23 protein-coding genes and 1 pseudogene are annotated in these 21,780 nt (G+C 54.0%); 8 read left to right on the top strand and 16 right to left on the bottom strand.

The window, feature by feature from the left end; translation table 11 throughout:
* Nucleotides 1–224 precede the first annotated feature (224 nt).
* From R5L00_RS15850 to R5L00_RS07655, 6 genes are all read right to left on the bottom strand, one after another.
* Nucleotides 225–506 carry a DUF4113 domain-containing protein gene (locus tag R5L00_RS15850; RefSeq protein WP_411555598.1) on the bottom strand — a complete coding sequence of 94 codons (282 nt, stop codon included), beginning with the start codon at nucleotides 504–506 and terminating at the stop codon, nucleotides 225–227.
* Nucleotides 503–1,105 carry a hypothetical protein gene (locus tag R5L00_RS15855; RefSeq protein ID WP_411555599.1) on the bottom strand — a complete coding sequence of 201 codons (603 nt, stop codon included), beginning with the start codon at nucleotides 1,103–1,105 and terminating at the stop codon, nucleotides 503–505. Before R5L00_RS15855 ends, R5L00_RS15850 begins: the two co-directional genes overlap by 4 nt.
* Before the next feature lie 58 nt (nucleotides 1,106–1,163).
* Entirely contained in the window at nucleotides 1,164–1,511 is a 348-nt protein-coding gene (locus R5L00_RS15860) for a hypothetical protein (protein WP_411555600.1), read from the bottom strand.
* Nucleotides 1,489–2,040 carry a translesion error-prone DNA polymerase V autoproteolytic subunit gene (locus R5L00_RS07645; protein WP_317654039.1) on the bottom strand — a complete coding sequence of 184 codons (552 nt, stop codon included), beginning with the start codon at nucleotides 2,038–2,040 and terminating at the stop codon, nucleotides 1,489–1,491. The genes R5L00_RS15860 and R5L00_RS07645 overlap by 23 nt, the downstream gene beginning before the upstream one ends.
* A 241-nt stretch (nucleotides 2,041–2,281) precedes the next feature.
* Complete coding sequence (locus tag R5L00_RS07650; RefSeq protein WP_317654040.1) at nucleotides 2,282–3,211, bottom strand: pyridoxal-phosphate dependent enzyme; 930 nt, start codon at nucleotides 3,209–3,211, stop codon at nucleotides 2,282–2,284.
* A 120-nt stretch (nucleotides 3,212–3,331) separates the two neighbouring features.
* Nucleotides 3,332–3,730, bottom strand: a complete 399-nt coding sequence (locus tag R5L00_RS07655) for a hypothetical protein (protein WP_317654041.1) — start codon at nucleotides 3,728–3,730, stop codon at nucleotides 3,332–3,334.
* A gap of 348 nt (nucleotides 3,731–4,078) precedes the next feature.
* On the opposite strand from R5L00_RS07655, the pseudogene R5L00_RS07660 reads away from it, so the two are divergent.
* From R5L00_RS07660 to R5L00_RS07670, 3 genes and pseudogenes are all read left to right on the top strand, one after another.
* Nucleotides 4,079–5,188, top strand: a pseudogene (locus R5L00_RS07660) (IS3 family transposase).
* A gap of 309 nt (nucleotides 5,189–5,497) precedes the next feature.
* A complete protein-coding gene (locus R5L00_RS07665; protein ID WP_317654042.1) occupies nucleotides 5,498–6,667 on the top strand; it encodes an aspartate aminotransferase family protein in 1,170 nt (389 codons plus the stop codon).
* On the top strand, nucleotides 6,658–6,879 hold the full coding sequence (locus R5L00_RS07670; protein WP_317654043.1) for a hypothetical protein: 222 nt from the start codon (nucleotides 6,658–6,660) through the stop codon (nucleotides 6,877–6,879). The genes R5L00_RS07665 and R5L00_RS07670 overlap by 10 nt, the downstream gene beginning before the upstream one ends.
* 747 nt (nucleotides 6,880–7,626) lie before the next feature.
* On the opposite strand, the gene R5L00_RS07675 is transcribed toward R5L00_RS07670, so the two are convergent.
* Nucleotides 7,627–8,229 carry a hypothetical protein gene (locus R5L00_RS07675; protein WP_107694450.1) on the bottom strand — a complete coding sequence of 201 codons (603 nt, stop codon included), beginning with the start codon at nucleotides 8,227–8,229 and terminating at the stop codon, nucleotides 7,627–7,629.
* Nucleotides 8,230–8,362: 133 nt separating this feature from the next.
* Nucleotides 8,363–9,343 (bottom strand): serine protease, encoded by a 981-nt coding sequence (locus R5L00_RS07680; RefSeq protein WP_317654044.1) that lies wholly within the window; start codon nucleotides 9,341–9,343, stop codon nucleotides 8,363–8,365.
* Between the two features lie 416 nt (nucleotides 9,344–9,759).
* Here R5L00_RS07680 and R5L00_RS07685 point away from each other — a divergent pair, with 416 nt between their 5' ends.
* The gene (locus R5L00_RS07685; RefSeq protein ID WP_317654046.1) at nucleotides 9,760–10,464 is read left to right on the top strand and encodes an MIP/aquaporin family protein; all 705 of its coding nucleotides are present in this window, start codon (nucleotides 9,760–9,762) and stop codon (nucleotides 10,462–10,464) included.
* A gap of 734 nt (nucleotides 10,465–11,198) precedes the next feature.
* Here the strand turns inward: R5L00_RS07685 and R5L00_RS07690 are convergent.
* Complete coding sequence (locus R5L00_RS07690; protein ID WP_107694453.1) at nucleotides 11,199–11,357, bottom strand: DUF3309 family protein; 159 nt, start codon at nucleotides 11,355–11,357, stop codon at nucleotides 11,199–11,201.
* 489 nt (nucleotides 11,358–11,846) lie between these two features.
* Between R5L00_RS07690 and chaB the strand changes: the two genes are divergently transcribed.
* The gene (gene chaB, locus R5L00_RS07695) at nucleotides 11,847–12,074 is read left to right on the top strand and encodes a putative cation transport regulator ChaB (RefSeq protein WP_107694454.1); all 228 of its coding nucleotides are present in this window, start codon (nucleotides 11,847–11,849) and stop codon (nucleotides 12,072–12,074) included.
* A gap of 93 nt (nucleotides 12,075–12,167) precedes the next feature.
* Here chaB and R5L00_RS07700 read toward each other — a convergent pair whose 3' ends face one another.
* Both R5L00_RS07700 and R5L00_RS07705 read right to left on the bottom strand, forming a co-directional pair.
* Nucleotides 12,168–12,671 (bottom strand): hypothetical protein, encoded by a 504-nt coding sequence (locus R5L00_RS07700; RefSeq protein ID WP_317654047.1) that lies wholly within the window; start codon nucleotides 12,669–12,671, stop codon nucleotides 12,168–12,170.
* Nucleotides 12,672–12,805: 134 nt separating this feature from the next.
* Complete coding sequence (locus R5L00_RS07705; protein ID WP_317654049.1) at nucleotides 12,806–13,258, bottom strand: hypothetical protein; 453 nt, start codon at nucleotides 13,256–13,258, stop codon at nucleotides 12,806–12,808.
* 235 nt (nucleotides 13,259–13,493) lie between these two features.
* On the opposite strand from R5L00_RS07705, the gene R5L00_RS07710 reads away from it, so the two are divergent.
* Nucleotides 13,494–13,664, top strand: coding sequence for a hypothetical protein (locus R5L00_RS07710; protein ID WP_317654051.1), 171 nt, complete (start codon nucleotides 13,494–13,496; stop codon nucleotides 13,662–13,664).
* Between the two features lie 89 nt (nucleotides 13,665–13,753).
* Here R5L00_RS07710 and R5L00_RS07715 read toward each other — a convergent pair whose 3' ends face one another.
* Together R5L00_RS07715 and R5L00_RS07720 are read right to left on the bottom strand one after the other, a co-directional pair.
* Nucleotides 13,754–15,229: an SEL1-like repeat protein gene (locus tag R5L00_RS07715; RefSeq protein ID WP_317654052.1), complete on the bottom strand. Its 1,476-nt coding sequence runs from the start codon at nucleotides 15,227–15,229 to the stop codon at nucleotides 13,754–13,756.
* Between the two features lie 281 nt (nucleotides 15,230–15,510).
* Nucleotides 15,511–16,002 carry a hypothetical protein gene (locus tag R5L00_RS07720; RefSeq protein WP_317654054.1) on the bottom strand — a complete coding sequence of 164 codons (492 nt, stop codon included), beginning with the start codon at nucleotides 16,000–16,002 and terminating at the stop codon, nucleotides 15,511–15,513.
* Between the two features lie 246 nt (nucleotides 16,003–16,248).
* Here R5L00_RS07720 and R5L00_RS07725 point away from each other — a divergent pair, with 246 nt between their 5' ends.
* Both R5L00_RS07725 and R5L00_RS07730 read left to right on the top strand, forming a co-directional pair.
* Nucleotides 16,249–16,974: a polyamine aminopropyltransferase gene (locus R5L00_RS07725; RefSeq protein ID WP_317654055.1), complete on the top strand. Its 726-nt coding sequence runs from the start codon at nucleotides 16,249–16,251 to the stop codon at nucleotides 16,972–16,974.
* Between the two features lie 93 nt (nucleotides 16,975–17,067).
* Nucleotides 17,068–17,274, top strand: a complete 207-nt coding sequence (locus R5L00_RS07730) for a DUF3460 family protein (RefSeq protein ID WP_107694459.1) — start codon at nucleotides 17,068–17,070, stop codon at nucleotides 17,272–17,274.
* A 105-nt stretch (nucleotides 17,275–17,379) separates the two neighbouring features.
* Here the strand turns inward: R5L00_RS07730 and R5L00_RS07735 are convergent, their stop codons facing one another.
* From R5L00_RS07735 to R5L00_RS07745, 3 genes are all read right to left on the bottom strand, one after another.
* Complete coding sequence (locus tag R5L00_RS07735; RefSeq protein ID WP_317654056.1) at nucleotides 17,380–18,582, bottom strand: acetyl-CoA C-acyltransferase; 1,203 nt, start codon at nucleotides 18,580–18,582, stop codon at nucleotides 17,380–17,382.
* 137 nt (nucleotides 18,583–18,719) lie between these two features.
* Nucleotides 18,720–21,215: a 3-hydroxyacyl-CoA dehydrogenase/enoyl-CoA hydratase family protein gene (locus R5L00_RS07740; protein WP_411555613.1), complete on the bottom strand. Its 2,496-nt coding sequence runs from the start codon at nucleotides 21,213–21,215 to the stop codon at nucleotides 18,720–18,722.
* 89 nt (nucleotides 21,216–21,304) lie between these two features.
* Nucleotides 21,305–21,721, bottom strand: coding sequence for an acyl-CoA thioesterase (locus R5L00_RS07745; protein ID WP_107694461.1), 417 nt, complete (start codon nucleotides 21,719–21,721; stop codon nucleotides 21,305–21,307).
* Nucleotides 21,722–21,780 lie beyond the last annotated feature (59 nt).

Genomic DNA, 21,780 nt, shown 5'->3' on the forward strand with positions numbered 1-21,780 from the left:
CCTAGTAAGGTGTGCATCCAAAAGCGGATAGTCATCCTTCGGACGGTTTTCCCCTGTTCCCGAATAACGATATTCACCTCGTTGCCATGTACAGGGTATAGTGGATCGTCAAGGGTCTCCTTAGCTTGGGTTCGAGGAATTGAACGGGCTACTATCCTCAAGTTAATTGCGGCCTTTGCCTTTGTTATTGGTAACACGCTCTTTCCGAGCTCGGGCATTCCGTATTATCTCACCACTGGCAACTCGCTCCAGTCTCCCGTGTAGTTCGGGCTTTTGAAGCTGCGCCGCATGGACCACGTACTGTCGACTCCCTCCGAGGCAAGATGAATGGTGCTGCGCCGGTACTTCCCGTTGATACGATCCACGGTGTCCATCAACCGGCCTGATTTGTTGCCGCTCGGCGAGTATGCGAACATATCTATTTGCCGACCTTCTTGCAGGACCAGTTCCGACAGCATTACTCCCGACTTCTGGTAGTACACTTCGGGCAGGTATATCCTCTTCAACAGCCACAGCGCCGCATTCGTGATTTGCGACTGCATTCCGTGGGTGCTGGAAGAGCAATGGTCTCGGTTCGGCCATAGAACTCTGCCTGATCGAAGGGGCTGTTCTGGATGAATACAGAAACGGCGCTGGCAAATAGGCCCTGCTTGCGCAGCCGCTGGGCGGCGTTGGCAGCATGATAGCTGATCGCTTCCTGTAGCTCCTGCAGGCTCTCCACCCTTTGCCCGAACGAGCGCGAGCTCATGACTTGCTTCGCAATGACTGCCGCCTCTTCCAGCTCGAGCCACGGCTCACCATTGAGTTCCTGCATGGTGCGCTGTATGACGGTGCCAAACCTGTCCCGAATCCTCCTGAGATTGGCTCGCTTGAGTCTCAACACGTTTTCCACGCCCAATGCTTTAAGGCTGTTCTCCAGCCTTCGACCTATTCCCCAGACGGAAGAGACCGGAAGCTTCTCCATTACCGCATCCATTTCGACATTGCTCATCTGGGTGAAATCGCACACACCGTTCAGTTGGGGCTGCTTTTTGGCGTAGTGGTTTGCAAGCTTGGCCAGTGTCTTGCTGTGGCCTATCCTTAGCATATCGGCAGTCCCGTCCATTGCGTCACCGTCTCTTTTATCTCGCGCCCATCGGCTACGAGGTCCCGCTTGATGCCGGTCAGTCGAGGAAGCACTCGTCAATGGAATAGACTTCCTGTCTGGGGCTGAACTGGCTTAACGTGGCCATGAAGCGGTTGCTCATGTTGGCGTACAGCTCATAGTTGGAGGAGAAGGCAACCGCCCCTATCTCTTTTGCCTGCTCTTCCACTTCAAACCATGGGCCTGCCATCCTGATCCCCAACGCCTTGGCTTCCCTGCTTTGGGCAATGACACAGCCATCGTTATTGGAGAGAACGACTACAGGTGAATTCCTGAGATCAGGTCGGAAGACTTTCTCGCACGAGGCATAGAAGGAATTGGCATCAGCCAGTGCAAGGACAGGTCTACTTGGCTTCGTTGATGACATAGGTCACCACGCCGAAGATGACCAGCTCCTGCCCTTCCTTCAGGACAATCGGCTCGTTGAGGGGGTTCTCTGACAGGAGCTTGATGACCCCGCTGCGCTTGTACAGGCGCTTGACCATCCATTCCCCATCCACGTCGGCAATGACAATGTTGGAGGACTTGGGCCTAAGCGAGCGGTCGACGATCAATGTTGCGCCATCGAAGATGCCGGCCCCGATCATGGAATCGCCCTTGACCGTAAAGAAGAAGGTAGCGGGCGGGTTGGCAATGAAGCGATCATTCAAGTCGAGCGTCTTCTGCTCGTAGTCCTGAGCAGGGGATGGAAAGCGGGACTGGCCGGCCAGTATCTTGCCGCTATAAATGGGACGCGGAAGCGGCCGGGGATTGGAGATGGCCTGGGGAAACTCGGCGTCGGTGCTATTGTTGTCCTGGCTTGACGCCTTGCGAAAGGGCTCGAGATAAACCAGGACATCGGACTTGAGGCTGGCAGGAACACGGATGACGGATGTTTTCTCCCCGTACGGGCTCATCGATTTCTTTGGACCGGAGCCTTCTCTTCTGCCGCAAGTGCAGCCACGCTTGCTATCCTCACTGAACAATGTAACAGTGTTCAGTCTGGCACGAAATCGTCCTTTCCGAATGCTGAGTCGGGCATCTTTGGCACGATGTGGATGGGATGCAATTCTGTTACTGTCCAACTTTCCCATACTAGGCTACTTCCTATCTTTTTATATCAGCCTTGGCGGTACGGACTAGCGATAGAGCGCAACGCTATATTGCGTCACATTCCAGACGTGACAACTCGACTAAATGATCAGCGGTAGAACCAACGCCGCCACACACGATAACCAATACCGTTTTATATCCTGATAACGCCGCAACTTTTTCGTAGACTGCAGCAAGCGCAACGCCGCACGCAGGCTCAACCACAATTCCATGATCTCGCAAAAACTGCAAAGAAGCAGAAACGGCCATCCGGTCCGGCAACACAACGCTTTGGATACAGTGCTCTCTTGAGTATGCCAATGCTTGTTCACAAACTATGCGCGCTCCTAGCGTCGTCGCAATACTCGATATATTTGCAAGCTCGATAAGGAATCCTGCGTTTAAGGATTTCCCATAGGAGTCTGCACCTTCAGTCTCAACAGCGATGACAGGTATATCGGCACCTCCATTCCGCTTCAATCCTTCTATAACACCGCACAGGAGACCGCCGCCCCCAACTGACAGAACGATCGCATCAGGCTTTAGACCAGCACGGAATATTTCATCAATTAGACTGGCATGACCTCTCCAAATCAGCGGGTCATCGAAAGGATGTATATATGCATCGGCAGGTTGCATGAGCGACAGTGCAAATCGGTGTGCTTCGTCCAAAGACTTCCCCTGGACTATAACTTCCGCGTTCTCTAAACACATTAAATTTACCGCCCGCTTTGAGGCTGTCTCCGGCACGATGACGATTACAGGAACCGAAAGACGCCGCCCAGCAAAAGCGACCGCGAGCCCCGCATTCCCGCCTGATGACGCAATGAAGCGTTTTGCTCCTCGTTTTAAATATTCTTCGCATGCATACCCGATTCCTCTGGTCTTGAAAGAGCCGGATGGCTGCGCGGATTCCATTTTCAGCCAAATGGATTGGCCCACTTTATGGCTTATCGAGCGGGATTCAATTAGTGGTGTTTCAATATGTAGCGGCATTCAAAAGAGATCTCCAATGAGATGCGAACAGCTAACCTGGGGCCCGTGCCACAGAATCAAGTCGTACTGTTTCATCCAGTTCTAGCCAGCTTCACCGCTGAGCTCCTGAGCCAATCCAAATCAATGTGAGGCCCTCGAAGCAATATAATCGCGTTTCGACAGTTGCGACGCCATCCTGTGGTGAAAAGCAGCTTCGGTGGCTTTCTCCGCCTCGCGCTTGTATTGTTGCACTAGAGCGGTGGCACGCGACTGTGAATTCTGCACGTGTCTCCCGTAGAGGTAGCTTTTGTCCTCGTAATACTGGAGCCGTTTCTCGTGTTCCGCTGCTATTTCCAGCAGTTTCCTGGCTCGGTTTTCATACCGCCTGGCGAGCTCGTCGTGGTCGACAAAAGTTCTGATACTTTGTGCGGCCATGCTCGCATTGTCATTCCTTGCTTCGAGCGTACCGGTCTCGGTGCAGGAGGCCAGCAGGCCCAACATGGATATGGAAGTTAAAAACTTCCTTATTTCTTTTTCCATGATAGGTAGACTCCAATGAAATGGATTAAGTGAAAGCCGCTCCATACTGATGCGGTTCATGACATTGGAACATTAGGGAAACTCTAGTTTTATGCTAGATGGAACCCTGAGCAATACATGAAGAAGCTTCGGAGTTGAATTGTACTCAGTATTACTATAAATAAAAGTCACGTGTTTTGATTGTTATCATAATACGCTGCTTATGTATTGCGGACCTTAAGTCCTAACTGCAGTTCCCCCCGGAATACGCAAAAAATGGCATCCCTTTGACGTCATCCCCAAAACTGGGGTAGTTCTAAATTAGAGTAAAGTCGCATTTGGCTCCCCCTATTGAAGGAGTTTGAAGCGATGAAGAAATCCCGATTCACCGAAGTGCAGGTGGCATATGCATTAACACAGGCAGAAGCCGGCACGCCAGTGAGGGACGTGCCGCAGCCTTGGCATATCCGAAGCGACGTTCTACATCTGGAAGAAGAAGTACGGCGACCTGGGTGGCAGCGAGGTCAGGCGGTTGCGCCAGCTCGAGGAAGAGAATGCAAGATTGAAGCGTGTGGTGGCTGATCTGACGCTGGACAAGAACATCCTGCAGGAGGTCATCCGAAAAAAGGTCTGACGCCGGCACGCCGCCGGGAAGTTGTTCAATGGATCATCGATATATGCAAGGTGAGCGTTGAGCGGGCGTGTCGGCTAGGCAATTTCTCTCGCGGTAGTTGGCACCGCAAGAGTACGGCGCAGGATCAGTCAGGATTGCGCATGCGCATTGGCGACATTGCCATGAGCCGTCCACGGTTTGGTTACGAGCGCATTCACGTCCTGCTTCGGCGTGAGGGCTGGCATGTCAATCTCAAACGTGTCCATAGGTTGTATTGTCTGGAAGGTCTTCAAGTGCGCATGCGGGTACGCCGGAAGAAGCGTATGAGCCTGCGCCGTGGGCCGGCACCGACGCCCACAGCGCCAGGACAGCGCTGGAGCCTGGATTTCGTGCACGATCAACTGGTCAATGGGCAACCGTTCCGGGTCCTGACGGTCGTCGATAACTGGAGTCGTGAGAGCCCGGTATTAGAGGTGGGATTTCGGTTAACCGGCAGCAGCGTGGTTGAGGCGCTCAGTCGGGTTGGTAAGACAGTTCGCCTGCCAGCATGCATCACCGTAGACCATGGCACCGAATTTACTTCCAGAGCACTGGACTCTTGGGCTTGGGAGAACAAGGTGCAGCTTGACTTCACGCGCCCTGGAAAGCCTACGGACAACGGGCTTTGCGAGTCATTCAATGGCAGGCTACGCGATGAATGTCTGAATGCTCATGAATTCGAATCCCTGGAGCAGGCAAAGCGTATCATCGAAGCGTGGCGACGCGACTATAATGATCACAGACCCCACGGTTCGCTCGGAAAGCTGACCCCAAGCGAATACGTTAAATCCAACCAGGTCAGACTGCCAGAAGTGGCCCGACTCTAGTTTTGAATCCCAGCAGAATTGGGGGGACGTCATCCACTAGACCGTCTGAACTGTCTAACTGTCTAACTGTCTTTTTGACGGGGGAGCTTAGGGTTTTCCCAGAGTCAGCCTCGTCATCAATACGCTCGTAATCCTTTTCGGCTGATCTATATTAAATTAACCGATGACGGTTGAGTGGCCGCGGCGGGTTCGTCTGCGGAACGATAACCATGCGGGAGGTTCTCTGTTAGAGACAGCAGGCGTAATGATTACATCGAGAAAGCGAGAAGGCTCAACATTGGCAGGAAAAATGACAAGACGGAGCATGTGATGGCTTCCAGAGAACAACGTTTCTTGGGCAGAAAAATACCCGGCGCGCTGCAAGTAACGAAGGCGGATGGGAGCTTTATCTTTGATGATCGAGGCAGGAAATATATCGATTTCGTAATGGGCTGGTGTGTCGGCAACTTCGGTTGGGGCAATGAAGTGCTTACAAACGCCGCCGCGGAGTTCGATGGGCCAGATTATGTGTTTCCTGGGCACTCATATGGGCCTTGGACCGAACTTGCTGAATTACTGGCTTCGATATCGCCGGGCAAGCTTATGAAAAGCTTCCGGGCTACCGGGGGCTCAGAAGCCGTGGATATCGCGTTGCAGGCAGCCATGGTGCATACGGGCCGTCAGAAATTTCTCTCCCTGGAGGGCAGCTATCATGGAAATGCGATTGGCGGGTTGAGTGTAGCGGATTCGAAGAATAGGCAGCAATGCAGGAATCTGCTGCCTCATTGCTACAAGGTCGAACTACCGCTAGATAATGAAGCCCTCGAGCGTATTGACAAGTTTCTGAAAACTGAAGAGTTTGCGGCATTCATCATGGAGCCGATCAGCGTCAATCTCGGAGTGCTTATTCCCGAGATGGAATTTATGACCGAGCTCGTCAAGTTATGCAGGAGATACGGTACGCTATTAATTATGGACGAGGTGGCAACCGGCTTCGGAAGGACAGGAACATTATTCGCTTCAGAACGTTATCATCTTGAGCCTGATATCATGTGCATCGCCAAAGCAGTCACAGGTGGTCTGGGAGGATTGGGGGCGACTATAACTACGGCAGCGGTTGCAAAATCAATGGAAGAAAATGGCAGTTACTACTCTACCTATGGGTGGCATCCTCGAAGCGTGCATGTTGCGATTGCCACGATTCATTACATAACGACACATCAGAAACAGCTCCTGGGTATAGTCAATGAGATGAGCGAATATTTCCGCTCCCGCTTGTCACAGATGCGCTTTAAAGGCGTCGCAAACCACAGCATTGCCGGTATGGCTATTGGCTTAGAATTGGACACTGACGATTATGCTTCTGACATCCAAGCCAAGTGTCAACGAAAAGGTCTTTTAATTACAGCCGAAGGCTCAGCGCTACTTTTACTTCCTTCATTAAATATCGATCACGCAATCGCCAAACAGGGTCTGGACATCCTGGAAAGATGCATTTAATCGGCGATCTTGTCTTTATAAGCCCTGGGAGCGGTTATAATGCTGAGGATATTGCCGAAGCTGGTGAAGATATGACCCATTCATTTATCAAGGGACCGCCTGGCTTCAAAGCCGGTAGGTTCGTATTTTCTGCAAAGATTTTCAGCTGGATCACGGAAGTCTTAGCGGCGGTTGTTGGTGCACGAATCGCAAAATGGCTAGGCTGGGTTTGACTGCGAACATTGCTAAATTGTCTCAATCGTCGACTTATCCGGCGTGCCTGCAGATGTCGTGGATGGTAGTTTCTGTGCTTTGTCGGATGATTTTTGACTTCGCTGTATGGAGCCCTCGTCCTGTAAAAGTGACGATCCTGCTGTTTGCAAAGAGGCGCATCGATATGCACCTAGAAGCGACGCGCTGCCTTCCAGCATACAAACACGCGTTGGCGCGGGTTGCAAAGGAGGGTCGAAAATACGATGTCTCGCTGGGACTTGTATCGCAGCGACCATCCGAGCTGGATGAAACGATCTGATCGCAATGCAATACGCTGATTGCACTTCGGATGAGTAACGAGCAAGATCAGACTTTCGTCCAGCGTGCTCTGCCGGATGCGGTTCGTAGCTTAGTCAAAGTGCTCCCCACGCTCTGTGCTCCGGAAGCCTTGATCGTGGGGAAGGAACTGAAGTCGCTGTTCGCGTTAGATTCAGTGACCCGGAAGAGCGGCGGCCTCACAGTGCCGACGTGCCATATGCGGCGCTATGGAACGAAAATATAGCCAATGCCGCTAATGTGGCCGACATTGTTCGCCGGTGGCGACTTCAAGAAAGGTTAGGTACAGGCGGGTGAGGGATTCCGGGTCGCGCCTTTAGCACCGTATTTTTGATTGTTGGGGTTCATCCCATGTACTTCTCCGTTTTTGGGAGACTTAAAGAAATTTCTCCCGTTGACGTTCCCTGTGTAAAGATCCCAGCCCGGGCTATCTACTCTGGACTTAGCAACAATTTAGGGACGATCTCGAGGATGCCGGCAGCCGTGAGTACTTCCTCGCGGCTCATGCTCGCCACAGTATGACGCCAGTTTTCCATCCACCGGGATCGCGTAAAGTCGACGGACAAATGTTCATTATCGATCAGCCAGACCAGTCTTCGGATGACATCCTGAATCCGGGGCGTCCCACCGGGAATATCAAAATAATGCAGCACCAGCTTCCCACGCATGGCGCAGAAGTGAATTTCCTTGAACGTACGAAGTGCGAGGATCGTATAGTCGATTAGCGATTGCCAATAGATGTCGTCGTATTTTTTCCAGGAGGGAATCAAGAAGCGGTTATAGGCCGAATTGCTTTTTCCCCTCTGTGGCAGATCGCGCTCGAGCAAGACCTGCACCGGCAGGAGTTGGTCTTCCGCGACTTGCGACAGAATGACATCTAGGCGTTCCCGCTGCTGGACCCTCAGAATTTTTTCGATCTGATCAAGCAGGCGGCCTTGTCCCGGTTCATGGCTCACCGTTTCCAGAACATCCTGGAAGGTCAAATAAGACCTAGGATGGTTTGTCTGTGCCGTTGAATCAAAATGTGCGTTCATGTGCACCTCCTCAATGGTTTGCCAAGCCGCTACCAGATAGATTGATTCTCTTATTAGAGAATTTTAGTACGTGGATTGAATTAAGCAGGGAGTCTTGCGAAAGAAGCCTTAATATTTCTCTCCAATCCGTAAGCTATGGAACTCTGCGAGCTGGTGCTACCAACGACTCCGGCCAAAGGTATTCAGTCTGGGTACGAATTAACCCCGAATGTGTATTCGCCCTGAGCCATCCTACATACGGGGCAATGCGGGTGAAGAGCCCGTATTTCTTTGGGGCTCCGCAATCTCCCCAGCTTTTAACGCCGATTAAAAGCTCTTGACCATACTGACGAACCGTGGCGGGTCCTCCACTGTCCCCATCACATGCGTCGGTTCTTCCATCTTCATATCCGGCACATAACATGGTGGCTTTAAGCGACTGACCGTGAGAATCAGGCGCAGAGCAGAGTTCGGGAGGTACTAACGGTGCTTCCGTTTCCATTAAATCCAGTGATTTGACGCCGAAGTCGTAGGTGTTACCCCATCCGCCAATTTTAACTTTTTCCTGGTCATCAATTAGGCGCTGCTCCACCTCAATAGAAGGGAATTGGGGAGGAACAATAGCGGTAGGGCTATCGAGAAACAGCAGTGCAAGATCGTTCTCAAGGGTCTGCGGATCATAGGCCCCGTGCACAACGACTGAAATTACTTTTTTCTTTCGGCCTCCAAAATTCAGGCTATTAGTACCTGTTAAGACAATTAATTCTGTTGCTTGCCGGCGAGCAACACAATGTGCGGCGGTGAGCACCCACTGATCAGTAATAAGAGTTCCACTACAGAAATGGGCGTAAAGGGGATCCGGAATTGACGCGTTTAATAGCCCAACCTGCCACGGGCGGTCTCCAAAGGTCGCACTCCTTCCCTTTATTATTTTTGCACTAAGCGGCGCTTTATTCTGCCAATTTCGGAGCGCTCTTTCATATGGATCGGTATGATTTTCAGCGTTGCCTGCCCCGGCTACTGGTTGGGGCGCAAGTAGAAGAGTGAGGCAAAAGAGTATGGGCGTACCGATAAGCCTTAATCTCTGGCTTATACGTTGGCTTATTTTCAGGTCGAAATGCGATGCAGAGTGCAAGTTGTGTTCCTTCTCTAAGGGGTTACGAAGCCTTATTCCGGCTTGCATGTTTATACGCTACTGGGACACAGTCGCACGGAACTCGGATACACCCAATGCGTAGACAGCTAAGTGCGGATAACATTGTCCTTGATTTCTCATCCTCATCAACTATCTTTAACCTTAGGAAACGCTGCTGCGCACCGCGCTCCGGAACAAGAAAGATGTTGCTAATTCAGGATTTCATAGGATTGAAGCCCTTGAATGTTCCAACAAACATTTGCTGCTAGTAGCGGGGCGATAAATGTCATTCTCATACACATCATGCCGACGGAACATTTAGCTGAAGAATTCACATCCCTGCGAATCCAAATCCTTCTGGCAATCCTCATTAAAACGCGTATGCTTGTTTTTTAACCCTAAATTTCTTAATTGCTATGACCCCATTTCTCGGCGAATTGATAGGTACCTGCCTGCTGGTCATACTCGGGAATGGCGTGGTAGCCAACGTCGTACTGAGTAAAACAAAGGGCAATAACAGTGGCTGGATCGCCATTACGTTAGGATGGGGAGTTGCAGTATTCGTCGGTGTGTACGCGGTTTCTTCGGTAAGTGGCGCGCATATTAATCCTGCCGCCAGCATTGCTCTGGCTGCTGCTGGTAAATTTGCATGGGGCGACGTGCCTGTTTACATTGCCGGACAGATGTTGGGGGCCATGCTCGGCGCGTTACTCGTATGGATTCTTTATCGCCAACATTTTGAACAAACGGACGATGCCAACGCCAAGCTTTCCGCGTTTTGCACCGGACCGGCAATACGGAATCCTTTAAACAATTTAGTCTCCGAAATTGTAGGAACGTTTATATTGGTGTTCGGCATTTTACACATGGTTGCCCCTCAGAGCAGCCTCGGATCACTGGACGCCTTGCCGGCGGCCTTGCTGGTGTTCGGTATCGGTTTATCGCTCGGTGGAACAACGGGCTTCGCAATAAACCCCGCTCGTGACTTGGGGCCCCGAATTATGCATGCCATACTTCCCATACCCAATAAAAGGGACAGCGACTGGAGCTACGCCTACATTCCGGTGATCGGTCCCATTGTTGGAGGTCTTCTCGCTGTGTCTATTTTTAAACTGTTGTGATTGTGTCCTGAAGTACATTCTGCCCGGCAAGAGACGGCCCAAGTGGCGATTTGTTCGACCGTATAGAATTACCCGGAATTGCCCGCCGTTTTTGGACGTTCGGGGCTGGCGTCTTCCCCCTACTCTTCACCGAGGCTCATACCCCGGCTACGCGGTTTCGTTAGAAGAGCCTTAGCCGCGATCCCCTATCCATTCGGGCAAGCTATATCGTCGCCGTCAACACAACAATCAGAACGATCAACCCCACTATCCAATGCCACGCAGGGACGGCAATAATAGCCCAGTTAGAGCTGTTGATGAGGTCTTCCTGAGGCCTACCGCTGAGGTCTCGCGCGGCTGATACATTGGGTTGATCCGAAAAGGAGCCGCGCTCTTGCTTCCGGCGTCTTAAGAAAGATACACGAAACGGATCTGCGCGGTCCAGCATCTTGGGCGCTGGTGCTTGAGCCGAAGGCAAGATGGAAGGCCTGAGAGGGGCGGGAGCCGATCCTCCAACGCGCCATTCGCTGATTCAGAGCTCAAACTGACGAACATCGGTCATTGGTCAGCGCCGGGAATGCCGTTACCGCGTCCTGATCGCGTCCATCCGGGGACCAACAGCGCCAACGAGTTTTTGTTATCGGTCCTGCCCTATGAGCGGGTGCCGGAAAGCAGCAATGCGCAGGGAAATGTAGACCGCCTGAGCGCGGCAGATCGCTTTCGATGCACGCAGATCTAACTATCCACTCCCCGAGCTAAACCGTGCCCGTCAAGATCAGAATCAGAACGATCAACAACACTAATCCAATCCCACCGCTGGGACCATAACCCCAGCCGCTGCTATAACCCCAGGTCGGAATCACGCCGACGAGCGCAAGTACCAGCAGAATCACAAGAATGGTTCCAATAGTCATTTTGCTTCTCCTCGTTTTGTTTCACTGGGTCGTTTATTTTTTTCCCTCTGAAACGGAAATTTCCTTCCCTGTTTCGTTTTCGGAGATACCGTAGATTGCCTTAATTTCCCGGCACGCTATCGCGTCTGATGGAACTCCAGATGGGCCGACCGTTCGTAATGTGCTGGAGACAACCGGGCGATTTTACAAGTGCGATCGTAGCCACCCCATCGTTTAACCAATTGTCCCCCCCTATCCCGGTATTTTCTGTTCGTTTGCGAACGAAATTAAAACGACTTCGTGTTTGCGGAGGGGGGGCCTCGAAAAGACCTGCAGGCTGGGCGGTTGTGCTGACTGTCCTGTCGCACTCCGATACCCATCGGTGTCAGCAATAGCGAGCGCAGGACCGACAATAGGTCGATCTTCGTCCTCCCAACCTCGCTCCCCTGCTCAAACTCGCTATACTAAAAATACGCCGTCGGCAACAAGTCACCATTGAGGAGAAAAGCCATGCCATACGACAGGTTGGAGGACCTTCCGGAGAATGTCAGGAACGTATTGCCGAAGCATGCCCAGGAAATATACCGGGCGGCTTTCAACAATGCGTGGGATGAGTACAAGGACCCGGACGAGCGGCGCGGGGACGCCAGTCGGGAGGAGACGGCGCACAAGGTCGCCTGGGCGGCGGTTAAAAAGGAATACGAGAAACGCGGCAACGAGTGGCGCAAGAAGGATTGATCGCCTGACATGGGAGTGGAATTCTGGTTAAACCAAGGTCCGTCCATGAGCGGACCGTTGGAGCCGTGTTCGGTCTATTTTAGGCTTGCATCCCTAATTGAGCGGGTCCAGCGACAAATCAATCTCTTTCGCTTTGGCCAGAATGGCGGCTGACGTCCGTCCCAGTTTAAGCCCGATTCGCCGTACCGGAACATTCTGGCTCACAAGGGTTTGCAAGGCAGTGAGTTGTTCTGCCGTCCAGGGTTTGCCGGCGTTGCGTGCCATCTTTCTTCGGTCGAGTTGCCGCCTTTCACCTATTCTTCGGTCAGGCTCATAATGAGACTGCGCAGTATGCTTGACGAGGTCTTCCGGCCTGCAAACTTCTTTTACAATCTCAAGGGCCCGCCGCCGGTCGAAACCCCGCCGGTCACCGGACGGGGATGCTTGGGAAAGTGTTTCCAGCAACTCAAAAAATTCTGTACGGGTGTCGGCGGGCAAGCCGGCAACAAGCGCACCAAGAATGTCCTGCGAGCGCCTGTATTCTTCCAGCCTGAGGCTGGAGATTTCCTGTCTTAGTTCAATCATTCGCTGGTTTAATTGGTGTTCACTGTCTTTCATAACAACAAGCACTTCCTTCCATACGCATTAATAGACTAACAGGCCATGCATTTGTTCAGCTAACACCTCTTTCTTCGCAGTCAAGCCACTGGATCGATGTTCAGCATCATGCCACCAATGGCGGCACGAACGGCTCAACCCGCGTCCTTGCAGCTTTTAACGTCCTCCGTAACGGTCTTGCCGTCTTTCAGCACGACCGTCTGGCGGATGATCTTGCACTCGCGATTATCGCCTGGCTGCGCGGATGGCACAACTTCGGCCTTGCCGCTCACCCCGCTGTTAGGATTGCTGAAGGTCTGAGGTTCTTCAGTTTCGTACGCGCGTTGCGACGCCTCCGCCATCTTTTGTTTATCGTCCTTGCCAAGATAGCCGCCAACAGTCGAACCGAGGTAGTAGCCGCCAACGCCTCCCGCGATCGCACCTACAATCCGGCCTGCCGTGCCTCCCCCGAGATAACTGCCAAGGTAGCTTCCCCCGATTGATCCGGCGATGCTGCCGATCAATCCGCCTGCACGTCGGGTTTCGGTTGATTGACATGCGGGCAGCAGCACGACCAGCGCGAGTATAAATAACTGCCTTAGCTTCATACCAGAGATCGAAAGACCTTTCATCTTCGTTTACTCCTCAAACCCCGTCTGAACGGGGGATGATTCTAACCGGCGGTTCGTTAATCGAAGGACGTATTAGCTCCGTTTTTTCTGCTCTATTTGGTGTTAACAGCTCAAATCCATTATATTGCACAGCTTAATTGACAACCCGCGGTTTGCCGACGTACATTTCACCGCGATGCTTGTTTTACCGCCCTCAAATAATAGAATTATTATGAAAATCGTGAGAATTATTCGTCTGGCAGTTGTTTTGGCTGTCCTTCCCGCTCTTTCCGGATGCTGGTATCTGGTGGCGGGCGGAGCCGGCGTCTACGGTGGATACAAGATGAAAGAGAAAGGTTACACCTTACAGAATCCCATAGCCAAGGAGAAGAGCAGCAAATAGCAGTCAGTCAGGGTGGGCAGGGTGGATGCGCGAGCTTAGCGCAACCGTCTTTCCTGTTCCGCTGCCATTGCAACTCCAGTTGCGTCACATCATTTCTTTGTTTTTGCCCATTCATCGGCTTGCCGATGTGCTTCGGCGACCTGTACCGGTGTCATGAGTTTTTCCATCAATTCGCGGTTTTCCAGCGCATCCTCATAGCCGCTTGCACTGGCGATGCTGAACCACTTGTCGGCTTCAACGTAGTCCTGCTTAACTCCGTGGCCTTTATAGTACAGCACCCCCAGGTTAGTTTGCGCACCGAGATGGGCTTGCTCCGCAGCCTTTTGATACCAGGAAAGGGCCTGGGCGTAATCCTGGGGCACCCCCTCGCCGTTGTCATACTTCACGCCCAAGCTGTACTGGGCCCTCCCATAGCCCTGCTCAGCCGCCTTGCGATACCAGTTTAATGCCTCCTGTTCATTCTTTATGATGCCCCGGCCGTTGTCGTAGCGCACACCCAGATTAAACTGGGCATCCGGATCCCCCTGCTCAGCGGCCTGACGGTACCAATCCACGGCCTTCTGGTCATCCTGTAGAACGCCTTTTCCAGTGGCATACATGACCCCAAGGTTGAACTGCGCCGGCGCATAACCTCCTTCAGCGCCTTTGCGGTACCAGGCAGCCGCCTCGTAATCGTCCTGCGTTATTCCCCGTCCTTTCGCATACGCCACGCCAAGCTTGAACTGAGCGCGCGCGTCTTCCTGTTCAGCCGCCTTGCGATACCAGCCCGCCGCCTGCTTATCGTCCTGGCCAATACCGGTGCCTCCGGAATACATGAGGCCAAGATTAAACTGCGCGTCGACATTGCCCTGTTCGGCCGACTTCCGATACCAGGAGACGGCTTCCGAATCGCTCTGCGCAACTCCCCGGCCTTTTGCATGTAGCACCCCGAGCGCGTACTGCGCATCTGCGTAACCCTGCTCGGCCGCTTTGAGATACCAGGAGGCGGCCTGCCGATCGTCCCCCTCCACCCCTTGGCCTTTCAGATACATGAAACCCAAAATCGCTTGCGCGGGCGCGTGCCCCTGCTCCGCCGCCTTCGTATACCAGGACACTGCCTGCTGATAATCCTGCGGCACCCCCTGGCCCTTTGCATACATGACGCCGAGATTATGCTGGGCTACGGCATACCCTTGCCCCGCTGCCCTGAGGTACCAGAACAGGGCCTGCTGATAGTCCTGCTGAACCCCTTGGCCTTTCAAATGCATGAAGCCCAGCATTGATTGCGCCGGCACATCGTCTTGCTCCGCCGCTTTTCGATACCAATGCGCAGCGCGTGCATAATCCTGCTCGACACCACGTCCCTTGGAGTACATGACGCCCAGATTGAACTGGGCATCGGCGTTTCCGTCGTCCGCCGCTTTCCTGAAAGATTGCACCGCTCTCGCGTAATCCTTTGCGAGGACGAACTGCATTCCGTCTTCAAAGTCCCCGGCAAAAATCGATGGGGTTAGCAGCAGCCACGCCAGTCCCGCGAGGCACGCCGCCCATTGTTGTATGGATAGTCGTATCTTATCGCTCAACATTTTTCTGCGATACTTGTTTCCAGGCACGACTCGGTCGGTCGGGATGGCCTCTGCTCCCCTCCGAACGTATACGTTCCGTAATAGACAAGCAAACTTCATGAATTGCACGGATGAACCTGCCCACAGTCGTGTAGAACGACATTCTATCGCGGACGATGCCAAAAAACTTGCATGTGCGTACACGCGGCCCAATTTTCGATAGCTGGAGCGCTTAAGGAGCAATGCAGTTTGGACTAATGCATGCAGGTAAACAGGGAAGAGAAAGCGGGGGAATAGTGACCTCAGCGGGCGGCACACGCTTTTAGCGCGTTCCAGGCGGCATCGCTCTCGTATTTCTTCCCGTTTATTGTGGCAAATACGGTTTCGCTATCGGTTCTCTTCAGCATCAGGTCGAATGAATAGTTGGGATTGACGTCGCCTCGGGGATCAGGAGCCTGTCTGGATACATGGATACTGGGCTGCGGGGCGTTGTAACTCAACACGGCATCAGGGTTCTCAGGCGAGTTACGCGCATACGTGCCCGGTAGCGAGTCGCGCGGATAGGCGTAGATTTCCGTGGCTTCCATATCGCGATACGTGCGCACATCGTATTGCAACCCGCGAATCAACCATCGGCTATCTGACTGTAGTTTATTCAACACGCATTTCGCCAGCACCGGATGCGTTCCGGTGAACTTTGCCCCATAGGTTTGGCGCGTTTCTTTTAGGCTGAACCCCGCGCAACCGGTCAGAAGTAATGCCAGTGTAATTAGCGCGATAGCAAACTTGTTCATACGTATCTCGGGCGGCGCCGTGTGCGCGTGAAGAGCCTATGAATGAGCTTTACATGTGGCGTCAGATCGTCTTTAAAGGACGAACCTCATGCCTTCAATCACTTCCTCGTCTGCTCCGGCCATTGCGTCCTGCGTCATGTAAACTAGGCTAAAAATACGGGCTTGTAAAGCATCATTTCATTTTGAGTGAACCGCATGGGTTTAGTACGGGGATTTCCAGGAAGGCGTGCCCGATGGGGCTCGGCCATGTTTCCCTCCGTCGAGTTGAGCGAGGAGGATGGCATACGCTCCCTTCACCTGGGCAGCAGCATGATTCAAAGCGCGATGCGCCTTAGTGCGCCAAACGACCTGGAACTCGCCTACACGAAGTACATGATGGGTTTCCTGCTGTTTCATCCTGATCCGCAAGACATTCTGATGATCGGCCTCGGCGGTGGTTCTCTGGCCAAATTCGTATATCACCGCCTGCCGTTGGTCCGGACGGTCGTAATTGAAATCAACCCGGAAGTCGTGGCGGCGGCGCGCAGTTACTTTTTTGTGCCCGTTGATGACGACCGTCTGCAGGTGCGGAGCGAGGAAGGGAGCGAATACCTCGCGAGTCATCCGAACATCGCCGACGTAGTAATGGTTGACGGTTTCGACGAGGGTTGTCAGGTGCCAGCGCTCTGTACGACGGATTTCTATGACAGCGCTCGCGATGCGCTGAAACGAAACGGCGTATTGGTGGTCAATCTGCTCAGCAGAGACAAGAGGTTCCATGATTATATGACGCGCATCGAGAACAGTTTTAACGGTCGCGTTGCGTCTGTAACAGTCGAGCCGCACGGAAATGTGATCGCTTTCGCTTTCAAGCACAGCCCCGGCAAACGTGTGTGGGAAAACCTGCCGGCCCGAGCGCGCGATTTCGAAACAGAACTCGCTTTGCCGTTCACCCGGCTCGTGGACAGGCTGCAGCGGAGCAATCCTGCTTGAGTCATGCGCCTGAGCTCAGCCATGCTGCTTGAGGATATGGTAAAGTTTTAGGTTGGTGTAAAATGGAAAAAGCTCGAAGAAAGGAGGCAACAAATGCCAGAACTATACGAATCCGACCACACAAAGTTCATACGAGAATTATTTGAGAAAAACCCGCGGCTGCCGCAAGCTCAGAGAGAGGCGCGGGCCATCTGGTGGGATAAAAAACTCGACCTTGACGAACGCAAGCGCTTCAAAGAGGCGAGCGTCCCCCAAAAAGGGTACGTCTATTTCGGCACTAACACTAATTCCGGGAAATAAGCGAAGGCTCGACGTATCGAGTCCGAGCTCGCGCGATCCCATGCGCAACGGTTGCGTGGGGCATGGTAATCGAGGGTAGTACACGACAAGCGCGATCAGCAGACACTAGAGTGCTTCGAACACGCCGGCGGCGCCCATGCCGGTACCGACGCACATCGTTACCATTCCGTATTTCTGGTTGTGCCGTCGCAGCCCATGCAGCAATGTCGCGACACGGATGGCGCCGGTCGCGCCGAGCGGATGGCCAAGCGCAATTGCACCACCCAGCGGGTTCACCTTGCTGCGATCCAGTCCCAGCTCGTTGATTACCGCGAGGCTCTGCGCCGCGAAGGCTTCATTCAATTCGATCCAGTCGAGATCGTCCTGTTTTAAACCAACCTGTCTGAGCGCTTTTGGTATCGCCTTGATCGGCCCAATACCCATGATTTCCGGCGGCACACCCGCTACCGAGTAACCCAGGAAGCGGGCGATGGGGGTAAGATTGAAACGTTTTAACGCGGCTTCGCTTGCGACGATGACCGCTCCCGCGCCGTCTGACATCTGCGAGCTGTTACCTGCCGTTACCGAGCCGTTGGCGGCGAATACCGTTTTCAGCTTGGAAAGCACTTCGGGAGTCGTCCCGGGACGCGGTCCTTCGTCGGTATCTCGAACGATCGATACCTCGCGGATGTCATGCGAAGCCAGATCAGGGCGTTTCTCTTCCACCGTATAGGGTGCGATTTCCTGCTTGAATTCCCCCGTCGCGATAGCGTTGAGCGCTCTTGCATGGCTGGTCACGGCAAACTCATCCTGAGACTCACGGCTGACCTGCCATCGCTCCGCGACTTTCTCTCCCGTTAGGCCCATGCCATACGCGATCGCCACGTTCTCATCATGCTGAAATATCGCCGGGTCAAATGACACCTTGTTGCCCATCATGGGCACCATGCTCATGCTTTCCGTCCCGGCGCCGATGATCACATCCGCATGGCCCAGGCGAATGCGATCCGCGGCGAGTGCGACGGACTGCAGCCCCGATGCGCAAAAGCGATTGACCGTCATCCCCGGCACGCTATCCGGCAGGCCTGCCAGCAGGAGCGCAATGCGGGCGACGTTCATGCCCTGTTCCGCCTCGGGCATGGCGCAGCCGGCGATCACGTCATCGATTGCCGCAGGATCGAGCCCCGCGCACTGGTCCACCGCTGCTTTCAATACATGGGCCAGCATGTCGTCGGGGCGCACGGTTTTGAACATGCCTCGAGGGGCCTTGCCGACCGGAGTGCGCACGGCAGCGACGATATAAGCATCCTGGATTTTATCGGTCGTCATGGAAATCTCCTTACGCTAACCTGCGCTATCTTAGCCGCCGCGGTCTTCTGCATGCTCGTCTTCATAAACAGAATGTGCTGGATGTTCATGAATGACAGGAATCGACACCTGTTGGTTCAGTTGCCTTTCAACTGCCGTTAGTTCCGCAACGGCTTCCCTGTCTTTAGCGTATGCTCGACGCGGGCCTGTGTTTTCTCGGTCGCCAGCAATTCTATAAAAGCGGCGCGCTCCAGTTCCAGGAACCATTCCTCATCAACCAGACTGCCGGGCGTCAGCTCGCCTCCACACATGACATGAGCGATCTTGGAGCCGATCAGATAATCATGCTCGGAAATGAAGTTGCCTTCGCGCATGTTGACGAGCAGGCCTTTAATGGTGGCGATGCCGGTGGAGCCAGCCACGGGGATGCTGCGAGCCCTGAGTGGCGGACGGTAGCCTGTCTCAGCCAATGCCACTGCCTGGGCCTTGGCGACGTAGAGCAACTCGAAGCGGTTCATCACTATCGGGTCGTCCCGGCGCAGATAACCCAATTCCTTCACATGCTCGGCGCTTTTGCCCAATTGCGCGGTTGCGACATTCTGAAAGTAGTTTCTCAGCCGGGGAAAGGGATCGCCATCCTTTGCCTCCTGCGAGGCTCGCAGGGCCAGTTCCTTGCAGCCCCCGCCCGCGGGCAGCAGCCCCACCCCGGCTTCCACCAGCCCGACATAGCTTTCTAAGGTTGCCACCGCGCGATCGCAATGCATCACGAACTCGCACCCGCCTCCCAGGGCGAGCCCATCCACCGCTGCAACCGTCGGGATCATCGAATACCTGAGGTCCTGCGATGTCTGCTGGAACTGCGCCACCATCGCCTCCACTTCCGCCAGCTTTCCCGCCATCAAAGCGTCGGCAAGATGAAGACTTCGCGCTGCCTTGAGCACGGCCGATTGCGCCGATTTCCTGAGCTTTCGCGCCAGCAGGCTGAATGCCGATGGCGGCTCACCGCTTTTAAGGCGTTCCGTGGCCTTTTGAAGATTTGCTCCGGCGGAAAAGGGTGGCTCTGTTTGCCAGATCACCAGGGCACGCCAGTTGCGTTCCGCTTCGTCTAGCGCTTGCTGAACACCATCCAGCACATCGTTGCCGATGGTGTGCATCTTGCTCTTGAAGCTGAGAATGGCTACGCCGTCATCCGTAATTCCTTCCCGACCCGGTTCGCCCTCCGTATGCCACATCCGCACCGCATCGGTCTCGAATATCGTTACGCCGTACTCCGCTCGCTCGTTCAGCAGCCGGTCCGGAAACAGCTGCCGTCGATAGACCGGCAGCGTCGATCGTGGCCGGAAGGTATTCAACGAAGGCGAGTAGGAGCCATATGGCATGTGCACGCCCCAGCTTATCTCCCCGTTTTCCCCTTGATCGGTGCGTTGCCCTGCGTGCTTCACCCAATCTGGCAACGGCGTGTCGCTCATGCTTTTGCCTGAGGCAATATCCTCGCTTATCCAGCCGGCGACTTCGTTCCAGCCCGCTGCCTGCCAGATTTCGAAGGGCCCCTGATCCCAGCCGAAACCCCAACGCATGGCGAAATCGACGTCGCGCGCATTGTCAGCGATCGCCTCGAGATGCACGGCGCAATAATGGAATACATCACGGAATATGGCCCAGAGGAATTGCGCTTGCGGACTTGAGTCATTCCGCAGTTCCGCCAGCTTCTCCGCCGGATTTTTGCGTTTGAGCAACTCCCTTATGCCCTCTTCAACCGTCGCCCTGGACAGCACGTACTCCTTCCGGGCAATATCCAGTTCATGTATTTCGTTGCCAACCTTCCGGTAGATCCCACGCCGGGTTTTCTGCCCGAGCGCGCCACTGTTGATTCGAGCTTTCAGCCAGTCGGGTACGATAAAGTATTTGTGCCATGGATCATGCGGAAGCGTATTGCGCATGGTCTCGATCACATGCGCGAGGATATCCAGCCCTACCACATCGGCAGTACGGAACGTCGCGCTTTTTGGACGTCCAATCAGGGAACCGGTTAAAGCATCTACTGCACCAAATCCGAGACCGAACCGGCTCGCGTGATGCATGGTGGCGAGCATGGAAAATATGCCAATCCGGTTGGCAATGAAATTGGGCGTGTCTTTTGCCCGGACCACGCCCTTGCCGAGGAAGGTGACCAGGAATGATTCCAGGTTGTCGAGCATGGGCGCGTCGCTTTCGACGCAGGCGATCAGTTCGACCAGATGCATGTAACGCGGCGGGTTGAAGAAATGGATACCGCAAAAGCGGTGGCGCAACGTCTCGGGAAGTGCCCGCGCCAACTCATTAATCGACAGGCCCGACGTGTTGCTGGCGAGAATGGTATGTTCATCCAGGTGCGGCGCGACTTTCTCATACAAATCGCGTTTCCAGTCCATGCGTTCCGCGATGGCCTCGATCACGATGTCGCAATCTTGAAGCAAATCGAGGTGCTCGGCATAGTTCGCCGGCTGGATGGATACCGCCCGGCCTGGAGACGACAACGGCGCGGGGTCCTGCTTTTTCAGGTTCTCCACCGCCTTTATTACGTTGGCATTGGGCTCGCCCTGCTCGGCAGGAAGCTCGAATAACAGCGTCTCGACGTTTGCATTCACCAGGTGGGCTGCAATCTGAGCGCCCATCACTCCAGCGCCGAGAACAGCGGCTTTGCGCACGATGAATTTGGTATTATTCACGTTACCCCCTTCAACCACGTGTTATCCCTTGTTGATCATTCCTGAGGAACTATCCGCGGTATGCGTTTCTCGTCCACCGCCACATAAGTCAATACCGCTTCGGTCACCCTGCGGCATACTTCGTTATTTCCTTCGCGCAGCCCGCGCTGGGCGTAGACCGCAACATCGACCGTAATCGAGGTGCGACCGATCTTGACGATCTCGGCATAGAAGCTCACGACGTCGCCGACAAACACGGGCTGCTTAAACACGAAGGAATTCACAGCTACCGTGACCACCCGACCTCGTGCGCGCCGGATCGCCGGCAGGCTGCCGGCAATGTCGACCTGGGCCATGATCCACCCGCCGAAGACATCACCCGCATAGTTGGTGTCCGTAGGCATGGGCACCAACCGCAGTACGGGGTCCCGTCCTTTGGGCAGTGTTGCATCAGGTCCGGAGCCAGTGCACATGTTTGTCTCTACGTTTTCTTCATGGGGGCAGCTAAGCTGTCGCCTCGTCGCAACTCATT

This window comes from Nitrosospira sp. Is2, assembly GCF_033095785.1.
Taxonomy (GTDB): domain Bacteria; phylum Pseudomonadota; class Gammaproteobacteria; order Burkholderiales; family Nitrosomonadaceae; genus Nitrosospira.

Coding starts and splice junctions, on each gene's coding strand:
- R5L00_RS15855 (WP_411555599.1), bottom strand. CDS start 1,105: ATGGACGGGACTGCCGATATGCTAAGGATAGGCCACAGCAAGACACTG.
- R5L00_RS15860 (WP_411555600.1), bottom strand. CDS start 1,511: ATGTCATCAACGAAGCCAAGTAGACCTGTCCTTGCACTGGCTGATGCC.
- R5L00_RS07645 (WP_317654039.1), bottom strand. CDS start 2,040: ATGAGCCCGTACGGGGAGAAAACATCCGTCATCCGTGTTCCTGCCAGC.
- R5L00_RS07650 (WP_317654040.1), bottom strand. CDS start 3,211: ATGCCGCTACATATTGAAACACCACTAATTGAATCCCGCTCGATAAGC.
- R5L00_RS07655 (WP_317654041.1), bottom strand. CDS start 3,730: ATGGAAAAAGAAATAAGGAAGTTTTTAACTTCCATATCCATGTTGGGC.
- R5L00_RS07665 (WP_317654042.1), top strand. CDS start 5,498: ATGGCTTCCAGAGAACAACGTTTCTTGGGCAGAAAAATACCCGGCGCG.
- R5L00_RS07670 (WP_317654043.1), top strand. CDS start 6,658: ATGCATTTAATCGGCGATCTTGTCTTTATAAGCCCTGGGAGCGGTTAT.
- R5L00_RS07675 (WP_107694450.1), bottom strand. CDS start 8,229: ATGAACGCACATTTTGATTCAACGGCACAGACAAACCATCCTAGGTCT.
- R5L00_RS07685 (WP_317654046.1), top strand. CDS start 9,760: ATGACCCCATTTCTCGGCGAATTGATAGGTACCTGCCTGCTGGTCATA.
- R5L00_RS07690 (WP_107694453.1), bottom strand. CDS start 11,357: ATGACTATTGGAACCATTCTTGTGATTCTGCTGGTACTTGCGCTCGTC.
- chaB (WP_107694454.1), top strand. CDS start 11,847: ATGCCATACGACAGGTTGGAGGACCTTCCGGAGAATGTCAGGAACGTA.
- R5L00_RS07700 (WP_317654047.1), bottom strand. CDS start 12,671: ATGAAAGACAGTGAACACCAATTAAACCAGCGAATGATTGAACTAAGA.
- R5L00_RS07705 (WP_317654049.1), bottom strand. CDS start 13,258: ATGAAGCTAAGGCAGTTATTTATACTCGCGCTGGTCGTGCTGCTGCCC.
- R5L00_RS07710 (WP_317654051.1), top strand. CDS start 13,494: ATGAAAATCGTGAGAATTATTCGTCTGGCAGTTGTTTTGGCTGTCCTT.
- R5L00_RS07715 (WP_317654052.1), bottom strand. CDS start 15,229: ATGTTGAGCGATAAGATACGACTATCCATACAACAATGGGCGGCGTGC.
- R5L00_RS07720 (WP_317654054.1), bottom strand. CDS start 16,002: ATGAACAAGTTTGCTATCGCGCTAATTACACTGGCATTACTTCTGACC.
- R5L00_RS07725 (WP_317654055.1), top strand. CDS start 16,249: ATGTTTCCCTCCGTCGAGTTGAGCGAGGAGGATGGCATACGCTCCCTT.
- R5L00_RS07730 (WP_107694459.1), top strand. CDS start 17,068: ATGCCAGAACTATACGAATCCGACCACACAAAGTTCATACGAGAATTA.
- R5L00_RS07735 (WP_317654056.1), bottom strand. CDS start 18,582: ATGACGACCGATAAAATCCAGGATGCTTATATCGTCGCTGCCGTGCGC.
- R5L00_RS07740 (WP_411555613.1), bottom strand. CDS start 21,215: ATGGGCGCTCAGATTGCAGCCCACCTGGTGAATGCAAACGTCGAGACG.
- R5L00_RS07745 (WP_107694461.1), bottom strand. CDS start 21,721: ATGTGCACTGGCTCCGGACCTGATGCAACACTGCCCAAAGGACGGGAC.